Source organism: Methyloversatilis sp. (assembly GCF_965284615.1).
Lineage (GTDB): Bacteria > Pseudomonadota > Gammaproteobacteria > Burkholderiales > Rhodocyclaceae > Methyloversatilis.
Genome location: NZ_OZ260098.1, coordinates 672,118 through 692,636, shown reverse-complemented (window position 1 = coordinate 692,636; position 20,519 = coordinate 672,118). Strand labels below are relative to the sequence as shown.

The window sequence follows — 20,519 nt, the reverse complement described above, 5'->3', positions numbered from 1 at the left end:
CGGCCCACAGCAGACGTCGCGCGGCCGGAACTCAGGACGCCCCGTGCTCGTCCACCGGATCGCTGGCGCGCATTGGCCGGTAGCGATCCAGCCACGCCGGGAAGTCTTCTGCCGGCATCGGCCGGGCAATGAGATAGCCCTGCGCGACGTCGCAGCCGAGCGCGCACAGCGCGTCCCAGTGCTGTTGCGTCTCGACGCCCTCGGCCACCACCTTGCGTCCGAGGTCATGCACGAGGTCTATCGTCGAGCGGACGATGGCGGCCGAATCGCTGCTGACCGCCATCGCACGCACGAAAGACTGGTCGATCTTGATGCAACCGACCGGCAGCTTCTGCAGATAGCTGAGCGAGGAGTAACCGGTTCCGAAGTCGTCGATGTAGAGCCGTATGCCTTCTGCGCGCAAACCGTGCAGCACGCGCAGCGCGAAGTCGGCGTCTTCCATCACGGCGCTCTCGGTGATCTCGATTTCGAGCAGTCCGCTCGCGGTGCCCCAGTGCGCCAGCATCTGGCGGATCTTGTCCACCAGGTCCTCGTCGCGCAGATTGCGCGCCGACAGATTCACCGCGATGGGCAGCGCGCGCCCCGCGTCGTCCCATTGCCGGTTAAGGCGCAGCACGCGCGCGATCATCCACTCGGCGAGCGGCCGGATCAGGCCGGTGTGCTCGGCCAGTTCGATGAACTCGGACGGCGGAATCAGGCCACGCGTCGCGTGCTGCCAGCGCACCAGCGCTTCGGCACCGCAGACGATGCCATTGCGCATATCGACCTTGGGCTGCAGATAGAGCCGCAGGTCGTCCGCCTCGATCGCGCGTCGCAGATCGCCGGCCATGTTCAGGCGGTGCGAAGGCGCGGGATACAGAGCCGGATCGAACACGACGCAGTTGACGCCCTGCCTCTTCGCCTGGCGCACGGCGATGTCCATGTGCCGGTAAAGGTCGTGCGGCGTTGATCCGTGATCCGGATACAGCGCGATGCCGGTCCGCGTCGATACATCGATCGGCAACTCGACCAGCTGGAAGGGCTGCGACAGCACCTCGCGCAAGCGACGCGCCATCGACAGCGCAGCGGCACGGTCGCTGTCCGGCAACAGCAGCGCGAATTCGTCGCCGCGCAGTCGCGCCACGAAGACACCGTCCGGCGTCGCACGACTGAGCCGGCCGCCGAATTCGCACAGGATCTGGTCGCCCTGGGTGAATCCGAGCGCGTCGTTGATTTCGCTGAGCCGCTCGATATTCATCTGCAGCAGTGCGAACGGGCGTTCGTGCTGACGGCAGCTGCGCAGTTCGGCCGCCAGCGTGTCGCTGAACAGGGTCTGGTTGGGTAACCGGTGAGCAGGTCGTACTGGGTCAGCCGGTACATGGCTTCCCGCGTGCGCGCCTGTTCGGCGTGCGTTCGCAGCGTGGATACACCGTAGGCCAGATCGTCGGCCGACTCGCCGATGAGCGACATTTCCTCGTCGCCGAAACCTTCGCTGGCCGCCCGATGAACGGTCAGCAGACCGATGCCGCTGCCCCCCACCCGCAGCGGGCAGGCGACCACCCCGCCGGGCACGGGAGCCGGCAGCGGTGGCAGCGCATCGTCGCCGGCCCGCTCGGTGTCGCTGACGAAACGCATCTGCCCGTCGGCGACGATGGCGTCCATCGCCGCGCGCACCGCTGGCGCGTTGGCGGCCGCCCATGCGCGCAGTCCGTCGATGCCGTCCGGATGGCCGCACTGGGCGGTCGGAACGTAGGCACCGGCGGCGTTGCGCAACCAGACCACCGCCATCGGGTAGGCGCCGATTTCAACCAGCGCGCGACACATGCTGTCCAGCAGTTCGCGTTCGCCGGTGGCGCGCAGCATCGCGCGATTGCCCGCGCTGAGCGTGCGCAGGGCACGGCTTACCTGTTCCAGCTCGCGCACGCGCTGCTCGAGTTCGCCGTTGAGCAGACGTATCCTTTCCTCGGCGCGCTTGCGCTCGGTGATGTCAGCGCCCAGCACGTAGTAGCCGGTCACCTCGCCGCGTTCGTCCTGCCGCGGCATGTAGTTGATCACCTGCCAGACGCCCGGAAAGGGTTCCCAGTCGTAGTTCTGCGGCTCGCCCTTCAGGACTTTCTCGATCAGCGGCGCGGCGATCGCGTAGCGCGTCTCGCCGAGCACCTCGCGCACCGAGCGACCGGCGATGTCCGCGTGATGAGGCGCAAAGCGCTCTCTGTAGTGGCGGTTCACATACACGTAGCGCTGCTGCGCATCGACATAGGCGATCAGCGCCGGCACACGGCTGATGACCGTGCGCAGATGCCCTTCGCTCGCGCGCAGCTGTCGCCGTATCAGCCCGTAGGTGCCGCCGAGCAGCGCAAGCATCAGTATCAGCACGGCCCCGCCGGCACCGACCAGCAGGTCGCTAGAGTGCTTCTGCGCGACGTTCCGGTTGACCAGCAGCCGACGCTCCTCGTTGTCCATCTCGCCCAGAATGCGATCGACGCGCTCGCGCGTCTCGCGCAGCGGCGCCGCGGCCACGAAGGCGTTGGCGGCGTCCTGGCCTTCGTTCCTGCGCAGCGCTTCGATCCGACGCGAGAGGCCCAGCCGCTGGTCGATCACCTCGCGCAGCTGCGCCCAGCGCGCACTCTGCGCCGGATGGTCGGAGGTGAGCGTGCGCACGCGGTCCAGCTCGATCTCGCGGCGGGCGATCGCCCGGTCGCGCTCGTTCAGCCGCGCCGGATCGCCGGTCAGCCTGAAGTTCTGTGTGCTGAGTTCTATCTGCAACGTCTCGACGCGCACGCGCGCCAAGCCGTTCAGCACGTCGTGCGTGTGCGCCACGCGCAGCGCGGCCGCATTGGCGTCGTCGGCAACCTTCCAGGTCATTGCCGCCATGCCGGACACGATCAGCACGGCCAGCAGGAATGCGCCAAGGATCCGCCTTTCGAACCGTGAAGATACGGACCGGGCGGAATGCTTGTCGCTCACCTCAGTGCCCGCTTTCCCCGTCGGCCGGCTTCACGTCGAACGCGATGCAGATGCGTTCCTCGTTCGATTCGAACGGAATCGTCCGGTGGAACAGCGAGGACGGGAACAGCACGATGTCGCCGACCACCGGCAGCAGTGTCTTGCGCGGGAAATCGTCATGCTCGCGCGGATAATCGTCGCCGTCGGTGCTGAATTCGATGCCACCGGCCGTGCTGCCCGCCGGCCGGTCCGACGGCATCGCCAGGTAGAGCACGCCGGACAGCCAGCCCTCTTCGTGGATGTGCGAGGTCAGGTGGCCGCCCTTGCTCATCTTCACGTACCAGGAACTGGCGAATTCGGTGCGCGCCGGGAAGTCCTGCGCATAGACGCAGTCGTGCGCCGCCAGCGTGGCGCGGTAGCGCGCGACCTCGTCGCGGATCAGCCCGACCAGCCGCGCGATCGACGTTTCGCCGCGGCGGAACAGGTGGCCGGAGGACTGGATGCCGTAGTACAGCCGCCCCTGCTTTCTGCTCTGGATGTCGGCGTTCGCGATGTCGCGCAGCAGATCGGCGTGCAGGCTGTCGCGGGCGTCGGTCAGCGCGTCGAGGTGACCATGATGGACCAGCGCCAACGGGTCAGGACAGAAGCGGTAAGGGTCGGCCGTGCGCCGGTTGCGCGCGTGGTGGGCGGACAGCGTGGCGATCATCGGCGAGCGGTGTCGGCTGTCGAGCAGGCCGTGCAGCCGCGCCTCGAATTCGTCGCTGCGGCGTAGCTTGTACAGGCAGTACAGCACGCGGTCCTGCCAGTCGAGCACACGGGCGCGCTCGAAATACGGCAGCGCCTTGTCGTACTCGTGCAGGTCGTGGTGCAGCAGGCCGAGGTTGTAATTGGCCATGCCGTGCTCCGCATCGAGCGCGAGGGCGGCGCGGAAGGCGGCCAGCGTGCCCTCGCCGTCGCCCTGATCGCGCAGGACTTCGCCGAGGTTGCTGTGTGCGTCGGCGTAGGCCGGCGCCAGTGCGATGGCGCGGCGGTAGCTTTCGGCCGCATCCATCATCAGGCCGTAGGCGCGCTGCGCGGTGCCGAGGTTGAACCAGGCGGTCGCCGTCGGCTGGATGTCCAGCGCCTTCTGGTAACAGGCCACCGCCTGCTCGGCGTCGCCTGCCTTCTGCAGCGCGGCGCCCAGATTCGACCACGCCTCGACGAAACCCGGCTCGGCCTCGACCGCGCGACGGTAGGTCGCGATCGCGTCGTCCGGCGCGCCCTGACGGTCGAGCACGGTGCCCAGGTTGAACAGCGCCAGCGCGAAGCGTGGCTGCAGCGCGATGGCGCGGCGGTAGCTCGCGGCCGCGTCGTCGCGACGGCCGAGGGCGTCCTGCACGACGCCCATGTTGTAGAGCAGTTCGGGGAAGTCGCGCTTGATCGCCACCGCACGGGTGTAGGTGGCGAGCGCCTCGTCCAGCCGGCCGCGCTGCTGCTGCACCAGACCGAGATTGCTGAGCAGTTCGGCCGAGCCGGGATTCGCCTTCACCGCGGCCGCGAAAGCGGCCTCTGCCTCGTCCAGCCGGCCGAGACTGGCCAGTGCAGAGCCGAGCACGCTGTGCAGCACCACGGCGCCGGGATAGCGGGCCAGCAACTGGCGCGCCGCGTTCGCCGCTTCGGCCAGACGGCCGGCGTTGTACAGATTGAATACCGGCTGCAGTTCGCCGGGGCCGGGCTGACGGGCGGAGGCTTGCGTGGGCTTCATGATGTCGGTGCGGGTTGCAGGTTGGAGCGGACGCCGGGCGCATATATATAGCGAGCAAAGCGGCAGCGCCAGTTGACCACGCTCAGTCCTCCCCACGAAGTGCAATGCAGCAATCGGCCGCCACGGTATGCGAGGACCGGGTGACGGGCTGTCCATTCAGCAGCACGACACCGGCATCGATCAGGCGCTGCGCCGCAGCACGCGACGGCGCCAGCCCGCGCTCGACCAGCAGCGCGTCGATGCGCACCCGGCCGTGGCGCTCCGGCACCGGTCTTTCCTTGGCGGCGGGCGCAGGCGCCGGTCGGGCGCTGCGTCGATGGAATGACTTCATCGCTGCCCCGGTATCACCAGTACCGACGGATAGGGTGCGTCCGGCAACACCTTGGCCGGCACGCCCCACGGGGTCGCATCGGGCGGCGGATCGGCGGTTTCCAGTTTCACGATGCGCCGCTGCGTCGCTTCGTCCGGTGCGTCCTCGACCCAGGTCACCCGCAGCCAGAGGCCGTCGCGCAGCGCGAGCGGCGGTGTCTGCGCGTTGGTGAAGGCGGCCTGGTGCGCCCCGGGCGACCAGATGAAGGTGACGCCGCCGACCACGATGCGCTCCCAGTTCTGGAAGCGGCGGGTGCTGCCCTGCCCCGGATGTGTGATGTCCTCGCGCCACTGCGCATGCGCGAACACCGGACCTTCGACCGTCAGCACGCGACCAGCCGCGAGATGGTCAGCCAGCCGGTTGCGGTCCCAGGTATTGACGCCGTAGCCGAGCGCGGCAATCAGCAGCGCGAAGAGCGCGATCACGCGCGCGGTACCCGACCTTTCGCCGCGCCGGCGCGCGCGCAGCCAGAAGCCACCCGCGACGGCGAGCAGCGCCAGTCCGAACAGGACGTAGCCGTGGAACTCCGGGGCGCCCTGGCCGGACACGTCGTAGACCGGCTGCCACTTCACGGCATGTCCTCCCCGTCAGCCGCGAACTCGGCGAGCCGCCAGCGGCCGCTGGCGTCGGCGCGCAGATGGAAGGTGTAGGGCGCGCAGTACAGCAGACGATCGGCGCCCTCCGCCTGCGGCCGTGCCTTCGCCAGGCAAGCGCTCAGGCGTGCATCGAACAGTGTGGGCACGACCTGCACGAAAGCGGCGCGGTCGAGGCGGCGGCCTTCGTACAGGAAGGGCAGGCGGGTCAGGTCGGCGATGGCCGTGGCGTCGCGTGCGCGCAGGGCGGTGCGGAAACGTTCGATGAAGGCATCGAACTCACGGCCAGCGTCCGTCGCGCCGGCTGCCGAGGGCGCAGCGGCAAGCAGTGCGGCCAGGGCCAGCGCAGCTGCCCTCATTCCGGGTCCTGCGCGCATGCGGGCTCATCCGGCTGTTCGGTGCAGACGCGCGGCCAGGTCGGCAGATCGAGCGCAACCAGCGGGTTGTCCTGCAGCCCGGCGCAGGCGCGGTCGGTCGAGGGCAGCACACACCGGCGCACGTCGCGCCCACCGCGGCCGTCCTGCGCCTCGGCGACCGCCAGCCGGCCGCCGCGGAAGTAGAGCCGCATCAGCAGCGGCGTGTCGTCCGGTCCCTGCAGCACCCACAGCGTGCGGCAGCCGGTGTAGTCGCGGCCGACACCGCTGTTGCGCGGAAAAGCGAGCAGGAAGCCGCCCGGGGTCACGTAGGCGCCGGCGTCCGGCGGCGGCGTCTGCAGCGCGCAGTGACGCCCGTCGGACGGTATGCCGCCGGGCGCAGCGGCCACGGCAGCGGGCAGCGCCGTCAGGCCGGCGAGCAACAGTATCGGCAGGCGGATGTTCATGACGGTTCCAGCGATGACGACGTGGTGAGTGCAGTTTAGGGTCTGTTGCCATTGAATCACGAGCCGCGTTTGCAGCGTGCGAGGCACGGGCAAGGCGTGCGACGAAGTCGAGACTGGCCGTCTCGACGAGAAGTGCAACGCAGCCCGTGCCTCGCACGCTGCAAACCCGGAGGGCGCGAGTCCCGATGCGCCCAGCTCCGCGTTGGGCCTCCTGGCCTGACGGCCAGTCAGCCGGCGTCGGCCCGCCTTGATCCGGACGCATCGGGATTCGCGCGCGGCCCGCGATTCAATGGCAACAGACCCTAGAACGCCCACCGTTCTCTCGGCCAGTCATCCTTATGGACGCCGGGCAGTCCGGAATCCGGACGGCGGCCGCGGTCGCCACGTTCGATTCCTGTCCGCGGCGGACGCCGCCGCCAGTCACCCACGCACACCGGACCGCACGGCGGCCGTCCGCGCCCGGCAAGGCTTTCGGGCGGAACGAGGCGTCGCGCAGGGACGGATTCCCGGCTCTGGTACGCGCCTTGCGTCTGCCGCTCCATCCGCGGACACCGATCCGCACAGACGGAGACGACACATGAAGCGATCCACCCTTGCCCTGTTCATCCTCGCCGCCTTCGCCCACAGCGGCCCGGTGCATGCCGGCGTCACCACTGCCGACATCGAGAACGACGCACGCACGACCGGCGACGTGCTGTCCTGGGGCATGGGGACGGAAGGCCAGCGCTACAGCCCGCTGACCAAGATCAACACGAAGAACGTCAAGCGCCTGGTGCCCGCCTGGTCCTACTCCTACGGCGGCGAGAAGCAGCGCGGCCAGGAAGCGCAGCCGCTGGTGGTCGGCGGCAAGATGTTCATCACCGCGTCCTACTCGCGCATCTTCGCGCTCGACACCAAGACCGGCCGCAAGCTGTGGTCCTACGAGCACCGTCTGCCCGAAGGCATCATGCCCTGCTGTGACGTGATCAACCGCGGCGCCGCCGTCTACGACAATCTGGTCATCTACGCCACGCTGGACGCGCAGCTGGTGGCGCTCGACCAGAACACCGGCAAGGTGGTGTGGAAGGAGAAGATCGACGACTACCAGGCCGGCTACTCGTCGTCGGCCGCGCCCATCATCGCCAAGGGCCTGGTGCTGACCGGTGTGTCCGGCGGCGAATTCGGCATCATCGGCCGGGTCGAGGCGCGCGACGCGAAGACCGGCAAGATGGTGTGGGTGCGCCCGACCATCGAAGGCCACATGGGCTACAAGTTCGACGAGTCCGGCAACAAGGTCAACAACGGCATCAGCGGCACCACCAACGCCAGCTGGCAGGGCGACCTGTGGAAGACCGGCGGTGCGGCCACCTGGCTCGGCGGCACCTTCGACGCGAAGACCGGCCTCGCCTACTTCGGCACCGGCAACCCGGCGCCGTGGAACAGCCACCTGCGCCCCGGCGACAACCTGTACTCCTGCTCGACGGTGGCCATCGACGTCGCCACCGGCCAGATCAAGTGGCACTTCCAAGGCACGCCGAACGACGGCTGGGACTACGACGGCACCAACGAATTCGTCACCTTCGACGCCGGCGGCAAGCGACTCGGCGGCAAGGCCGACCGCAACGGCTTCTTCTACGTGCTGGACGCGAACACCGGCAAGTTCGAGCGCGGCTTCCCCTTCGTCAAGAAGCTGGACTGGGCCAAGGGCCTGGACGAGAACGGCCGCCCGATCTACGACCCGGCCAAGCGCCCGGGCGACCCGACCGCCAGCGACGACGGCAAGAAGGGCTCGGTGGTGCACGTGTCGCCGTCCTTCCTCGGCGGCAAGAACCAGATGCCCATGGCCTACAGCCCGGACACCGGCCTGTTCTACGTGCCGGCCAACGAGTGGAGCATGGAAATCTGGAACGAGCCGATCACCTACAAGAAGGGTGCGGCTTACCTCGGCGCCGGCTTCACGATCAAGACCGCCGACCCGAAGGACATCGGCGGCGACTACATCGGCGCGCTGCGTGCGGTCGATCCGAAGAGCGGCAAGGTGGTGTGGGAAATCACCAACAACGCGCCGCTGTGGGGCGGCGCGATGACGACCAAGGGCGGCCTGGTGTTCTGGGGCACGCCGGAGGGCTTCTTCAAGGCGGCCGACGCGAAGACCGGCAAGGAATTGTGGTCCTTCCAGGTCGGCACCGGCATCGTCGCGCCTCCGATCACCTGGGAACAGGACGGCGAACAGTACGTCGCCGTGACGGCCGGCTGGGGCGGCGCAGTGCCGCTGTGGGGCGGCGACGTCGCCAAGAAGGTGAGCTATCTGAACCAGGGCGGTTCGATGTGGGTGTTCAAACTGATGAAGGACTGAGCACCCCACCCGCCGACCCGGCGTGGCGCGACAGCCACCCGGGACAACGTCTCCTCATGGTGTTCGCCTGTACCGGGTGAGCGCAACCGGCGCCTCGTGCGCCGGTCTTTTTTTGTACTTCTGCACATGGACATGAGCACCCGTACCGCCGCCGCCCTGCTCGGCCTCGCCCTGCTGATCGCCAGCCTGCCCGACGTCACGACCGACGCGCCTACCCGTACCGTCACCGCGTCGGCGCGCTGAGGGCCGTGGGCGCGAGCTTGCTCGCGACGGCCGCCCGAATCGAAGCCCTCGGTCTTCCGACGCCGTATCGCGACCAGAGGTCGCTCCCACAAACACACTCCCGATCCACCGTCGGAGCCGGGCTTCTGTGGGAGCGAGCTTGCTCGCGATTGCGGCCGGGATCGAAGCCGTCGCCCCCCCAGTCCGACCGATTCCCGCGCGAACGCGTGCGATGTCACAGCGGGCACCGGCTTATCGTGTCACGATGCCGCCCGCCTCACATTCCATCCGCATCCACACGGGACTCCTCATGAAGAAAGCCGCCGCGCTCGCCGTCATCGCCCTTCCGCTTATCGCCTACACCGGCGGCGCCTGGTACCTGGGCCAGCGCATACAGAATTCGCACGACAGCCAGGCAAAGCAGGTCGAGGGCATTCCGAACGTAAAGCTGCTCAAGCGCGACTATCAGCGCGGCCTGTTCTCGTCAACCGAAACCGTCACTATCGAACTGATGGGCGACACCGCGCGCGCGCTGCAGGCAGCCGGCGAGGAGGAAACGATGGAGCCGATACGGCTGACCGTGCGCACCGATATCCGCCACGGGCCGTGGCTGGGCGGTGCCGAGTTCGACGCCGGCGTCGCACAGTCGGAACTGGTGCTCGAAGGCGAGGCACTCGAAATGGTGCGCAAGGTGTTCGGCGACCGGAAGCCGCTGAATCTGCGCACCGTCTACCACTTCGCCGGTGGCGGCCGCAGCGAACTGTCCAGCCCGGCCTTCGTGTTCGACGTGCCGGCGGAGGACGACGACGCGATGCGCGTGAGCTGGGACGGCATCACCGCGCGCGTCAACTTCGAAGAGGGCATGGCCCGCTACACGATGAGGGGCAACGCGCCGAAGCTGGAAGTGACCGACGCCAAGGGCACGCACATCGTGCTGAGCGGTCTCGGCCTGACCGGCGAGCAGACGCGTCTGTTCGACGACGATCCGCTGCTGTACTCCGGCCTGCAGCGTTTCACCATCGACGCGATCACCGTGGACGACCGCAGCGGCGCACTGCCGAAGATCGCGCTGGGCAAGCTGGTGTATGAAGCCGATGTGCCCAGGGACGGCGACTTCATCGACCTGATCGCCCGCATCGGCGCCGAGAAGGTCAACGTGGCCGGCACCGCCTACGGCCCGGCACACTACGATGTCTCGATGCGCCACCTGCACGCGCGCACCGCCTCGCGCCTGTACCGCAGCTTCATGACGATGTCGGCGGATCCGACGCTGATCACCAATCCGCAGGCCATGCAGGCGCAGATGGGGCAGCTGATGGGGCCGGCGATCGAGTTGCTCGGTCACGCGCCGGTCGTCGCCATCGACCGCCTGTCGGTCAACACGCCGCAGGGCCCCGCCTCGATGAACGTGAAGGTGTCGCTGCCAGCGATCACGCCCGACGAACTGGCCAATCCGCTGGGTCTGATCGGCAAGGTCGATGCCAGCGGCGCCGTATCGCTGCCGGAGGCACTGGTGCGCAGCATGATGGTCGAACGTAACAAGGCCGGCCTGCTGGCCGTGGTCGGCGACGACGCCGACCCGGACGAACTGGCGGCGATGGCCGACGCCCAGTTCGAACAGACGCTGCAGCCGCTGACCGGCCAGGGCTATGTCACCCGCGCCGACGGCCAGCTGTCGGCCAAGATCGCCTTCAGCAAGGGCCAGCTCACCGTGAACGGCCTGCCCTTCAACCCGGCCGCGATGGCGCAGCCGGCACCGTCGGCACTGGCCGAGTAAGTCAGCCGGGCCGCGTCGTCGCCGACGCGGCCGGCCTCCGGCGGCGCTCGTGCAGGCGGGCGCCCAGCCACAGCAGTGACAGCCCGGCCAGCATCAACAGCGACATGCGCGGTTCGGGCACCGGCGCCACGGTGACCGAATTCAGCACGAAGTTGTTGCCCTGGCTCGCGCCGGGCGGCAGCACGGTGATGAAACCGCGTCGCAGCGAAAATTCCAGCGGGTCGAACTCGGCCGGAAGTGTGTCATTAACCAGCACGCCGGGCCGCGTCGTCCCGGCCACCGAAAAGCTCAGCTGCAGGAAGCGCGCCACGTCGGGCGTCGCCGCTTCCGCGACCGCCACGCGGAAATAGAGGTTGTCGCGGTACAGCCCGGCGGCGAAGTCGTCGTTGATCACGTCGATTTCGCTGTTCGGCGACTGCGCGGTGTATTGGGTGAAGGTCAGCGCGCCGATGGTCGCGTTGAAGCCGGTGATGGCACCCGGGTAATAGCCTATCCAGTTCAGCGGCTGACCGTCGGCGACCGACGGGTCGTACAGCAGCGACCCCGCGATCTCGTCGCCGACATCGATCCCTGGAAGCGCATAGCCGACGCTGAGGCTGTCCACCACGCCCGAAAAGCTGAGTCGCGTCACCGCCTCGGCCGGCACCGTTGCCAGCAACGCCACCGCTGTCAACGTCGCCGCACCAGCGCGCTGTATTGCCCGCAATCCACCTTGTTTCATCGCCCTGTCCTTTTTGTTGTCCGGACTTTCAGTCAAGCAGGTGCCGACGACGCTGCGTTGATCCGGATCAGTCTTTCGCGCATTCAGCCGACACGTGGTGCGGCATCAGTTCGGCGGCGATGCCGGCGGCCAGTTCGAACAGCCGCTCCGCCTCGTCGGCGTCGAATTCGCCGTGCTGGCGTTTGCGCACGCCGTGTTCGTGCAGCAGCAGCTGGCGGGTCGGCTGCACGTCGCGCTGAGCCAGGCTGCTGCGCACGCATTCCAGCGGACAGCCGTCGAGCGCGAGGATGGGGCGACCGGAGCGGGCGATGCGCACCAGGTGATCGACGTTGCCACCGACGCCAGCGATGCAGGACATTTCGGCCCGCTCGCTGCGGTCCAGCTTCACGGCGATGTGGTTGGCCATCTGCGCTGCGCTGGAACAGCCGGAGCAGGCATAGACGAGGGGCAACTGGCGGTGACGGGCGCTCAAGACGATTCTCCTTACCGGTGCGTCGGCGACTCGCGCGGCCGACCGTGGAGCCTGTCCGTATCCGGTGATCCGGACTGAGCGGCGTCAGCGAGGCGAAGCGGGCGCCGGAGCCGGAGCCGGACAGACCTCCCGCAGTCTGGTGCGCCGCCGGTCGCACCGCTTTGCGCTACGACAAGGATTGCGCGAACCACCGCCGGTCCGTGCTGTCACGATGGATGTCTGCCCTGCACCGCAACGAAGGAGAGGGACATGGCTGAAACCGACGCAGCAGCCCTGGCACTGGCCAGACCCGCGCCACGCGTGCCACGCTCGACCGCGCAGCGCATCCGCGCGATCCGGCGCTGGACGCCCGTCCTGTGGTCCATCCGCATCGAGCGGCCGGCCAACTACCTCTTCCAGCCGGGCCACTACGCCCGCCTCGGGCTGCCGGTTGACACGCCGGAGGCCGCGGTCTGGCGTCCTTACTCCATCGTATCGGCGACCACCGACAGCGAACTGGAATTCCTGCTGGTGCTGATTCCCGGCGGTGCCTTCACCTCGCAGCTGGCCGCACTGCGCGAGGGTGACACCGTGCTGCTGGAGCAGGCGGTATTCGGCTTCTTCCTCGACAGCCAGCTCGCGCCCGGCGACACGCTGTGGATGCTGGCGACCGGCACCGGCCTTGGGCCCTACGTTTCGCTGTTGCGCACACCTGGCGCGCTCGACCGCTATACGCGCGCCGTGCTGGTGCACAGCGTGCGCCGGGCCGACGAACTGGCCTACCGCGACGAGATCGAGGCGCCAGCCGCGGTGTCGCACGGCAGGCTGACCTATGTCCCCATCGTCACGCGCGAACCCGACGCTACGGCGCTCTCCGGGCGCATTCCGCAACTGATCACCGACGGCGCACTGCAGGCCCACGCCGGGCACACGCTTGAGCCGGCCGACAGCCGCGTCATGGTGTGCGGCAACCCTGAGTTCACGACCGAGATGCGGGCGGTGCTGGCCGAGCGCGGCTTCACGCCGTGCCGGCGCAACAGTCCGGGCAGCATGCTGTTCGAGAAGTACTGGTAGGGCGCGGTCAGCGCGGCACCCGCCACAGATACCAGCTGGCGGCGGTGCGGTGCGGCGACCAGGGCAGCGCCAGTTCGGTCATCTGTCGCGGCGTCGGCGGGCGGTCGAGCCGCCGCAACCGGCGGTAGCCTTCGCGCACGCCGAGGTCGTCCGCCGGCAGCAGATCGGTGCGGCCCAGCGTGTAGATGAGCATCATCTCCACCGTCCACCGGCCGATGCCGTGCAGCGCAGTCAGGCGCGCGATCAGCGCCTCGTCGCTCAGGGTGAGCGCGTCCGCCAGCGTCGGCACCGTGCCGTCGAGCGCGGCCGCCGCGATCGTGCGCAGCGTGTCCGCCTTGCGGCCGGAAAAGCCACACCCGCGCAACGCCTCGACCGTCGTGTCGCACACCTGCTGCGGAGACGGGAAGTCACCGTCGCCGTACAGCGCGAGAAAGCGCGCGATCATCGTGTCGCCAGCGCGCACGCTGAGCTGCTGGTAGGCCACCGCGCGCAGCAGCGCCTGCCACGGCTCGCGCGCCGGCTTGGGCGCGTGCAGGCAGGGGCCGACGGTGGCGATCAGCGCCGCCCAGTCGTCGTCCAGCGCAGCCAGAAAGCGCGCCGCCGCGTGGTGGGGGTCCGTTGTGTCAGGGATGTCCATGGCGACGCAGTATCGCGATTGCAGGCGGGCAATGTTGACCGTGACTTGCCTGCGGAAGGACCCGTTCGGGTGGCCTCGGCCACAGCCAGCGGCCTGCCGAAGCCGCGTCGCGGTCAGAAGACCGCTCCCACAGGGGTGGTGCGCCCGATCGACGACCTGAGCCTCGATCGGGGTTCTGTGGGAGGGGTCTTCTGACCCCGACAGCGGCCGGGATCGAAGCTTGCTGACTGCGGCGACCCACCCGGATTCAAAAGCAATCGGCGGAGTGCGTTGTCGGTGCGCAGCGATTAATGTCCCGGTATCGACGAGCCGAAAGACGGAAACACGATGACGAACACCGCCAGCCGCCGTGAAGCACGCGCCGCAGCCACGCTGGCCGACCCGCGCTGGGCGGCGGTAAGGGCGCGCGATGCGGGTGCCGACGGACAGTTCGTCTACGCGGTCAGCAGCACCGGCGTCTACTGCCGCCCGTCCTGCGGCGCACGCACGCCGCGGCCGGAGAACGTGACCTTTCACGCCCGCCGCGCCGACGCCGAGGCGGCCGGCTTCCGACCCTGCAAACGCTGCCGGCCGGACCTGCCGCCCCTGGTCGAGCGGCAGGCCGACATGGTGGCCACACTGTGCCGGCAGATCGACCACGCTGACACGCTTCCTTCGCTCGACGCACTGGCCGCGTCGGCCGGTCTCAGCCGCTTCCACCTGCTGCGCGTGTTCAAGGCACATACCGGGCTGACACCGCGCGCCTGGGCGGTGGCACGACGCGCGGAACGACTGCGCGAGCGGCTGGCCGACGGCGACAGCGTGACCGAGGCCATCGTCAACGCCGGCTACGGTTCGACCAGCCGGGTTTACGAAAAGGCGGCCCAGCCGCTCGGCATGACGCCGCGTCGCTACCGCGCCGGTGGCGCCGACACCGACATCCGCTTCGCCATCGCGCAATGCGCGCTCGGCGCACTGCTCGTCGCTGCCAGCACGCAGGGCGTCTGCGCGATCGCGCTGGGCGACGACGCCGACGCGCTGGCACGCGCACTGCAGGACCGCTTCCCGCAGGCACGCCTCAGCGGCGACGATGCTGACTTCGCGCGTCTGGTGGCGCAGGTGGTCGGCTTTGTCGAGGCGCCGCGCATCGGGCTGGCACTGCCGCTGGACATCCGCGGCACCGCCTTCCAGCAGCGCGTGTGGGCGGCGTTGCGCGCGATCCCGCCGGGACAGACGCTGAGCTACAGCGAACTGGCGCAGCGCGTCGGCGCACCGAACGCGGTGCGCGCGGTGGCCAGTGCCTGCGCCGCCAATAGGCTGGCGGTGGCCGTGCCCTGCCACCGCGTCGTGCGCACCGACGGCAGTCTGTCGGGCTATCGCTGGGGTGTGGCGCGCAAGCGCGCGCTGCTCGAGCGCGAGCGCAGCGACTGATGGATCTGTTCGACGAGCAGGAATGCGAAGCGGGCCTCCACGCGCTGGCGCCCGGTGCCGCCCTGCTGCGCGGCTTCGCCCGCGATGCGGCGCCCGCGCTGCTGGCGGCAATCGACGCCATCGCCGCCGGAGCGCCCTTCCGCCACCTGATCACGCCCGGCGGCCACACGATGTCGGTGGCCACGACGAGTTGCGGCACGCTGGGCTGGCACTCGGACGAACAGGGCTACCGCTACACCTCGCGCGACCCGGACAGCCAACGCCTGTGGCCGGCGATGCCCGACTGTTTCAGCGAGATCGCGCACGCGGCCGCGGCACGCGCGGGCTTCCCCGGCTTCGCGCCCGACGCCTGTCTGATCAACCGTTACGCACCGGGCGCGCGGCTGACGCTGCATCAGGACCGCAACGAACGCGACTACAACGCGCCCATCGTGTCGGTATCGCTCGGCATTCCGGCGGTCTTCCTGTTCGGTGGTCTGCGGCGCAGCGACCCGACGCTGAAGCTGCGCCTGGTACATGGCGACGTGGTCGTGTGGGGCGGTCCGTCGCGGCTGCGCTTCCACGGCGTGCTGCCGCTGGCGCACGCCGAACATCCGCTGACCGGCGCCTGCCGCATCAATCTCACCTTCCGCGCGGCGGCATGACACCGCCGGCGTTCAGGCGAGCAGCGCCTGCATGATGCGGCGGTGCATGCCGCGCGGCGTAAAGCGGACCGAGAATGCCGACAGCTTGTTCAGCAGCCCAGGCACCACGCAGGCGCGACCGTCGTCGAGCGCGCGCAAGCCGGCTTCGGCCACCGGTCGCGGCTGCATCAGCATCAGTTTCAGCGTGGCCGACGCCTCGTGCCCGGCGGTACGGGTGAAGCCGGTGTCGGTCAGGCCGGGCGCCAGCACGGTGACGGTGACGCCGTGCGGCGCCAGTTCGTCGTGCAGGGCTTCGCCCAGACTGAGCACATAGGCCTTGGTCGCGGCGTAGGCGGCGTAGACCGGCGACGCCATGAAGCCGAGCAGGCTGGCCACCAGCAGCATGCGACCGTCGCCGCGGCGGCGCATGTCCTCGCCGTAGAGGCGGGCGAGCTGGGTGAGCGCCGAAACGTTCACGTCCAGCATCTGCTGCAGGCGCCGCGAATCCGCCTCGACGAATTCGCCGTGCACGCCGAATCCGGCATTGTTGATCAGCGTGTCGATACGCAACCCCAGTCCGTCGGTCCGTCGCTTCAGTTCGATCGGCGCGTCCGGCTGCGACAGATCCAGCGCGGCCACCCGGACGGCAACCCGATGGGCGGCCGTCAGTTCGGCGGCCAGTGTCTCCAGTGCCTCGACGTTGCGTGCCACCAGCACCAGATTGCGTCCCCGCGCGGCGAGCAGGCGCGCGAACTCAACACCCAGTCCGCTCGACGCGCCGGTCACCAGCGCCCAGCCGCTTCCATTTTCTGCACTCATGTCCGTCTCCCTCTTTGTCGTGCGCCGGTCGAGTCCGAGGCGTCGCGCATCTTTCGTGCGGTGGTAAAGCGTCTGCCTGCCTCTTTGGATATAGACCTCACGATCGAGCGTTGCCGGTTGGCGCGCGGTCTGCTGTTAATCTCGCGGAAAGCGGGCGACCGAGCGGTCGCCGGAACGTCGCCATGCGAGCTCACTCCGTGCACCTTCCCATCCACGTAGACCCGACCCTGGACAGCACGCTGCAGGCGCAGATCGTCGCCCAGATGCGCGCGCTGATCGAGCACCACCTGCTGCCGCCCGGCGCGCCGGTGCCGGCGACGCGCGACCTCGGGCGACAGATCGGCGTATCGCGCAACACGGTCACCGCCGCCTACGAGGAACTGATCGCGCAGGGCTATCTGTACACCGAGCGCGCGGTCGGCACCTTCGTCGCGAAGACGCTGCCGGACACCCTGATCCGCTCGCCGGACAGCATCGACGACCTGCGCAGCGGCGCCGAACACCGCGCGCTGAACCTGCCGCTGCCGTACGGCGGCCGCGGCCTGACCGGCCTGCATCGTCCGGCCCAGCCCGGCCTCGCAGTTGACTTCGTGTTCGGGCGCGCCGACCCGCGGAGCTTTCCGGAACGCATCTGGCGCAAGCTCATCGTCGAATGCCTGGGCGGCGCGGCCGAGCGCATGAGCGAGTACAGCCACCCGGCCGGTCTGCCCGAACTGCGCCAGCTCATCGTGAATCACCTCGCCACCACGCGCGGCATGGTGGCCTCGACCGAACAGCTGCTGCTGGTGGCCGGCTTCCAGCAGGGCATCGATCTGGTCGCGCACCTCTTTGTCGGCACCCGTACGCCGGTCGTGATGGAGGCGCCCACCTACCGGGGCGCGGCCTTCCTGTTCGAAAGCTATGGCGCCCAGGTCATTCCGGTGGCCGTCGATGCGCACGGCGTGGACGTGCGCCAGCTGCCGCAGCGGCGGGTGAAGCTGGTCTATGTCACGCCGTCGCACCAGTTCCCGACCGGCGGCACCATGCCGCTGCACCGGCGCCTCGCGCTGCTCGAATGGGCCGCGCGCAACGGCGCCTACATCCTGGAAATCGACTACGACGCCGACTACCGCTACGAAGGCGCGCCGCTGCCAACGCTGCAGTCGCTGGACCGCAACGGCTGCGTCATCTACATCAATTCATTCACCCGCACGCTGGGCCCCGGCCTGCGCATCGGCTACATGGTGCTGCCGCGCGATCTGGTGCGCACCGCAGTGACGATCAAGTCGCTGATGGACAACGGTCTGCCCTGGCTGGAGCAGGCGACAATGGCGCAGTTCATCCGCGACGGCAGTTACGACACCCACCTGCGTCGCCTGCGCACCGCCCACGAAGCGCGACGCAATGCGCTGGTCGGCGCACTGCGTGCGCAGCTGCCGGAAGTGCGCATACAGGGCGCCGACGCCGGCCAGCACGTTCTGCTGCGCCTGCCCGAATCCTGTCCGCCGGCGGTCGAGGTTCAGGCCGCCGCACGCGGCTTCGGCACCGGCGTCTATCCGCTGTCCGACAGCCCGGTGTGGTTCCACGAAGGGCTGCCGGGGCACGAACGCTGCCTGATGCTGGGCTACGGGCATCTGGCAGAGGCGCAGATCGAGCGCGGCATCGACGGGCTGGCGCAGGCGCTTGCCCGGTGAACGACGCTGAGCCCGAGGCAAGGCAGTCGGTCAAGGCCGGCAGTCACCGCTGGCACCATCCTTTTTTCTCCGACTGGCCCTGTCTCCCCTCCCCGCCACTGACTAACTTTCATCCGGCAGACATCGGGACCGGGCTCCGCAGAGGGCCCGCCCATCCGCCCCTTGTCACCTTTTCTACCGGGAGAAAGCCATGTCCACCCATTCGAGCGAAACCCTCGTCGTCCGCGGTGCCTGTCCGCAGGATTGCCCCGATACCTGCGCTTTCCTGTACCACGTCGAGGACGGCAAGCTGGTCGAGGTGACCGGCGATCCGGATCACCCGATGACGCGCGGCGGGCTGTGCGTGAAGCTGAAGAACTTCGCCGAACACCACTACAACCCGGACCGCCTGCTGTACCCGATGAAGCGGGTCGGCCCCAAGGGCTCCGGCATGTTCGAGCGCATCAGCTGGGACGAGGCGCTGGCGACCATCAAGTCGAAGTGGACCGACATCATCGCGCAGTACGGCACGCAGGCCATCATGCCGCACGCCTACCTGGGCCATCAGGGCACGCTGAACGGGCTGACCGCCGGCGACGCCTTCTTCAACCGGCTGGGTTCGACCGTGGCCGAGAAGACCTACTGCGAATCCGGTTCCTCGACCGCCTGGATCATGACCGTGGGGCCGACCGGCGGCATGGACGTGGAAAGCCTGGCCGTGTCGAAGTACATCATCGTGTGGGGCATGAACATGCTCAACACCAATCTGCACGGCTGGCCCTTCGTACTGAAGGCCAAGGCGGCCGGCGCCAAGATCGTGGTGATCGACCCGGTGCGCACCCGCACCGCCAAGCAGGCCGACTGGCACATCCGCATCAGGCCGGGCACCGATGCCGCGCTGGCGCTGGGCATGATGAACGTGATCATCAGCGAGGACCTGTACGACCACGACTACGTCGAGAAATACACGCTGGGCTTCGACCAGCTGAAGGCGCGCGCGGCGGAATTCCCGCCCGAGCGGGTATCCGAAATCACCGGCATTCCGGTGGTCGACATCCTGACGCTGGCGCGCGAATACGCCGGCACGCAGCGCTCGGCGATACGCCAGGGCGTGGCGGTCGAACGCAGCCCGGGCGGCGGCGACGCGGTGCGCGCCATCACCTGTCTGCCGGCGCTGACTGGCGCCTGGCGCTACCCGGGAGGCGGCACCATCGAAATGCCGATCTGGGAATTCCCGTTCAAGTTCGACTTCATGTGCCGGCCGGACTGGATTCCGCCGGGCACCCGCGTGATCAACGAACTGGACCTCGGCGCCGCGCTGACCGGGGCGATGCCGCTCGACCCGCCGATCAAGTCGCTGTTCGTCTACAACTCCAACCCGGTGTCGCAGGCGCCGGGCGCCGGCACCATCGTCGAGGGGCTGCAGCGCGAAGATCTGTTCATGGTGTGCAGCGAGCTGTTCATCACCGACACCGCCAAGTACGCCGACATCCTGCTGCCGGCGACGATGCAGGCCGAGCAGCTGGACATCATGGTGACCTGGGGCCACCTCTACATGCACCTGAACCAGCCGGCCATCGCGCCGCCGGGCGAGTGCGTGCCGAACGTCGAACTGTTCCGCCGGCTGGCGAAGACCATGGGTTTCACCGACGAACACTGGGACCTCGACGACTGGGAAATGCTGCGTCGCTGCTACGACTGGGACGCGCCGGTGATGAAGGGCATCACGCTGGAAGCACTGAAGGAAAAGGGCTGGATGCGGCTCGACGTCGGCCTGCCGGACGAGCGCACGCCGCACGCCACCGGCGACTTCAAGACGCCCTCGGGCAAGTGCGAATTCGCGTCCAGCCTGGCCGCCGGCGGCAACTTCGTCGTACCGGTGTGGCGCTCGGGTTACGAGGCGATGCAGCCGGGTACGCCGGTCGATCCGGTGCCGAACTACATCCCGTCGGTCGAAACCATGCTGCCGGATGGCGCCAGCGCCTTCCCGATCAACCTGGTATCGCCGAAGCCGCACGCCTTCCTGAACACGCAGTACGCGAACGAGCCGACGCAGCAGCGCCGCCAGGGCGAACAGATCATCGTCATCCACCCGATCGACGCCGGCCCGCGCAGCATCGAACAGGGCAGCTATGTGCGCGTGTTCAACGAGCGCGGCGCCTTCGAGGCGCGTGCCGAAGTGAGCGAGGACGTGTCGCCCGGACTGATGATGACCAATGTCGGCCACTGGCCGGGGCTGAACCGCAGCGGCACCGCGGTCAACTCGACCACCTCGACCCGGCACTGCAATCTCGGCCAGGCGGGGACCTACTCCGACAACCGCGTCAACGTGCAGAGGGTTTGAGC

General features: G+C 68.8%; 18 protein-coding genes. 7 read left to right on the top strand and 11 right to left on the bottom strand.

Annotation, left to right across the window (positions count from 1 at the left end):
• Positions 1–31 precede the first annotated feature (31 nt).
• The 7 genes from ACQ66H_RS03370 to ACQ66H_RS03340 form a co-directional block, all read right to left on the bottom strand.
• Positions 32–1,282 (bottom strand): putative bifunctional diguanylate cyclase/phosphodiesterase, encoded by a 1,251-nt coding sequence (locus ACQ66H_RS03370; RefSeq protein ID WP_430435587.1) that lies wholly within the window; start codon positions 1,280–1,282, stop codon positions 32–34.
• On the bottom strand, positions 1,234–2,871 hold the full coding sequence (locus ACQ66H_RS03365) for a CHASE3 domain-containing protein (protein ID WP_430432819.1): 1,638 nt from the start codon (positions 2,869–2,871) through the stop codon (positions 1,234–1,236). The genes ACQ66H_RS03370 and ACQ66H_RS03365 overlap by 49 nt, the downstream gene beginning before the upstream one ends.
• Before the next feature lie 76 nt (positions 2,872–2,947).
• Positions 2,948–4,669, bottom strand: coding sequence for a tetratricopeptide repeat protein (locus ACQ66H_RS03360; protein WP_430432818.1), 1,722 nt, complete (start codon positions 4,667–4,669; stop codon positions 2,948–2,950).
• Positions 4,670–4,751: 82 nt separating this feature from the next.
• On the bottom strand, positions 4,752–5,000 hold the full coding sequence (locus ACQ66H_RS03355) for a S4 domain-containing protein (RefSeq protein ID WP_430432817.1): 249 nt from the start codon (positions 4,998–5,000) through the stop codon (positions 4,752–4,754).
• On the bottom strand, positions 4,997–5,611 hold the full coding sequence (locus tag ACQ66H_RS03350) for a hypothetical protein (protein ID WP_430432816.1): 615 nt from the start codon (positions 5,609–5,611) through the stop codon (positions 4,997–4,999). Before ACQ66H_RS03350 ends, ACQ66H_RS03355 begins: the two co-directional genes overlap by 4 nt.
• Positions 5,608–5,991, bottom strand: a complete 384-nt coding sequence (locus tag ACQ66H_RS03345) for a hypothetical protein (protein ID WP_430432815.1) — start codon at positions 5,989–5,991, stop codon at positions 5,608–5,610. The genes ACQ66H_RS03350 and ACQ66H_RS03345 overlap by 4 nt, the downstream gene beginning before the upstream one ends.
• Positions 5,988–6,452 (bottom strand): hypothetical protein, encoded by a 465-nt coding sequence (locus ACQ66H_RS03340; RefSeq protein ID WP_430432814.1) that lies wholly within the window; start codon positions 6,450–6,452, stop codon positions 5,988–5,990. Before ACQ66H_RS03340 ends, ACQ66H_RS03345 begins: the two co-directional genes overlap by 4 nt.
• Positions 6,453–7,029: 577 nt before the next feature.
• Here ACQ66H_RS03340 and ACQ66H_RS03335 point away from each other — a divergent pair.
• On the top strand, positions 7,030–8,787 hold the full coding sequence (locus tag ACQ66H_RS03335; RefSeq protein WP_430432813.1) for a PQQ-dependent methanol/ethanol family dehydrogenase: 1,758 nt from the start codon (positions 7,030–7,032) through the stop codon (positions 8,785–8,787).
• Between the two features lie 532 nt (positions 8,788–9,319).
• Entirely contained in the window at positions 9,320–10,786 is a 1,467-nt protein-coding gene (locus tag ACQ66H_RS03330; RefSeq protein ID WP_430432812.1) for a YdgA family protein, read from the top strand.
• Position 10,787: 1 nt separating this feature from the next.
• Here ACQ66H_RS03330 and ACQ66H_RS03325 read toward each other — a convergent pair whose 3' ends face one another.
• Both ACQ66H_RS03325 and ACQ66H_RS03320 read right to left on the bottom strand, forming a co-directional pair.
• Positions 10,788–11,507, bottom strand: a complete 720-nt coding sequence (locus tag ACQ66H_RS03325) for a hypothetical protein (RefSeq protein WP_430432811.1) — start codon at positions 11,505–11,507, stop codon at positions 10,788–10,790.
• Between the two features lie 67 nt (positions 11,508–11,574).
• Positions 11,575–11,979 (bottom strand): putative zinc-binding protein, encoded by a 405-nt coding sequence (locus ACQ66H_RS03320; RefSeq protein ID WP_430432810.1) that lies wholly within the window; start codon positions 11,977–11,979, stop codon positions 11,575–11,577.
• Between the two features lie 249 nt (positions 11,980–12,228).
• Between ACQ66H_RS03320 and ACQ66H_RS03315 the strand changes: the two genes are divergently transcribed.
• A complete protein-coding gene (locus ACQ66H_RS03315) occupies positions 12,229–13,032 on the top strand; it encodes a ferredoxin--NADP reductase (protein ID WP_430432809.1) in 804 nt (267 codons plus the stop codon).
• Positions 13,033–13,039: 7 nt separating this feature from the next.
• On the opposite strand, the gene ACQ66H_RS03310 is transcribed toward ACQ66H_RS03315, so the two are convergent.
• Positions 13,040–13,669 carry a DNA-3-methyladenine glycosylase family protein gene (locus ACQ66H_RS03310; protein WP_430432808.1) on the bottom strand — a complete coding sequence of 210 codons (630 nt, stop codon included), beginning with the start codon at positions 13,667–13,669 and terminating at the stop codon, positions 13,040–13,042.
• Between the two features lie 327 nt (positions 13,670–13,996).
• Here ACQ66H_RS03310 and ada point away from each other — a divergent pair, with 327 nt between their 5' ends.
• Together ada and alkB are read left to right on the top strand one after the other, a co-directional pair.
• Positions 13,997–15,079, top strand: a complete 1,083-nt coding sequence (ada, locus tag ACQ66H_RS03305; RefSeq protein ID WP_430432807.1) for a bifunctional DNA-binding transcriptional regulator/O6-methylguanine-DNA methyltransferase Ada — start codon at positions 13,997–13,999, stop codon at positions 15,077–15,079.
• Complete coding sequence (gene alkB, locus ACQ66H_RS03300; protein WP_430432806.1) at positions 15,079–15,723, top strand: DNA oxidative demethylase AlkB; 645 nt, start codon at positions 15,079–15,081, stop codon at positions 15,721–15,723. The genes ada and alkB overlap by 1 nt, the downstream gene beginning before the upstream one ends.
• A 12-nt stretch (positions 15,724–15,735) precedes the next feature.
• On the opposite strand, the gene ACQ66H_RS03295 is transcribed toward alkB, so the two are convergent.
• On the bottom strand, positions 15,736–16,521 hold the full coding sequence (locus ACQ66H_RS03295; protein ID WP_430432805.1) for an SDR family NAD(P)-dependent oxidoreductase: 786 nt from the start codon (positions 16,519–16,521) through the stop codon (positions 15,736–15,738).
• A gap of 182 nt (positions 16,522–16,703) precedes the next feature.
• Here ACQ66H_RS03295 and ACQ66H_RS03290 point away from each other — a divergent pair, with 182 nt between their 5' ends.
• Complete coding sequence (locus ACQ66H_RS03290; protein WP_430432804.1) at positions 16,704–18,194, top strand: PLP-dependent aminotransferase family protein; 1,491 nt, start codon at positions 16,704–16,706, stop codon at positions 18,192–18,194.
• A gap of 190 nt (positions 18,195–18,384) precedes the next feature.
• Positions 18,385–20,517: a molybdopterin-containing oxidoreductase family protein gene (locus ACQ66H_RS03285; protein WP_430432803.1), complete on the top strand. Its 2,133-nt coding sequence runs from the start codon at positions 18,385–18,387 to the stop codon at positions 20,515–20,517.
• Positions 20,518–20,519 lie beyond the last annotated feature (2 nt).

Coding starts and splice junctions, on each gene's coding strand:
- ACQ66H_RS03290 (WP_430432804.1), top strand. CDS start 16,704: ATGCGAGCTCACTCCGTGCACCTTCCCATCCACGTAGACCCGACCCTG.
- ACQ66H_RS03345 (WP_430432815.1), bottom strand. CDS start 5,991: ATGAGGGCAGCTGCGCTGGCCCTGGCCGCACTGCTTGCCGCTGCGCCC.
- ACQ66H_RS03330 (WP_430432812.1), top strand. CDS start 9,320: ATGAAGAAAGCCGCCGCGCTCGCCGTCATCGCCCTTCCGCTTATCGCC.
- ACQ66H_RS03355 (WP_430432817.1), bottom strand. CDS start 5,000: ATGAAGTCATTCCATCGACGCAGCGCCCGACCGGCGCCTGCGCCCGCC.
- ACQ66H_RS03335 (WP_430432813.1), top strand. CDS start 7,030: ATGAAGCGATCCACCCTTGCCCTGTTCATCCTCGCCGCCTTCGCCCAC.
- ACQ66H_RS03360 (WP_430432818.1), bottom strand. CDS start 4,669: ATGAAGCCCACGCAAGCCTCCGCCCGTCAGCCCGGCCCCGGCGAACTG.
- ACQ66H_RS03310 (WP_430432808.1), bottom strand. CDS start 13,669: ATGGACATCCCTGACACAACGGACCCCCACCACGCGGCGGCGCGCTTT.
- ACQ66H_RS03315 (WP_430432809.1), top strand. CDS start 12,229: ATGGCTGAAACCGACGCAGCAGCCCTGGCACTGGCCAGACCCGCGCCA.
- ACQ66H_RS03285 (WP_430432803.1), top strand. CDS start 18,385: ATGTCCACCCATTCGAGCGAAACCCTCGTCGTCCGCGGTGCCTGTCCG.
- alkB (WP_430432806.1), top strand. CDS start 15,079: ATGGATCTGTTCGACGAGCAGGAATGCGAAGCGGGCCTCCACGCGCTG.
- ACQ66H_RS03325 (WP_430432811.1), bottom strand. CDS start 11,507: ATGAAACAAGGTGGATTGCGGGCAATACAGCGCGCTGGTGCGGCGACG.
- ada (WP_430432807.1), top strand. CDS start 13,997: ATGACGAACACCGCCAGCCGCCGTGAAGCACGCGCCGCAGCCACGCTG.
- ACQ66H_RS03340 (WP_430432814.1), bottom strand. CDS start 6,452: ATGAACATCCGCCTGCCGATACTGTTGCTCGCCGGCCTGACGGCGCTG.
- ACQ66H_RS03295 (WP_430432805.1), bottom strand. CDS start 16,521: ATGAGTGCAGAAAATGGAAGCGGCTGGGCGCTGGTGACCGGCGCGTCG.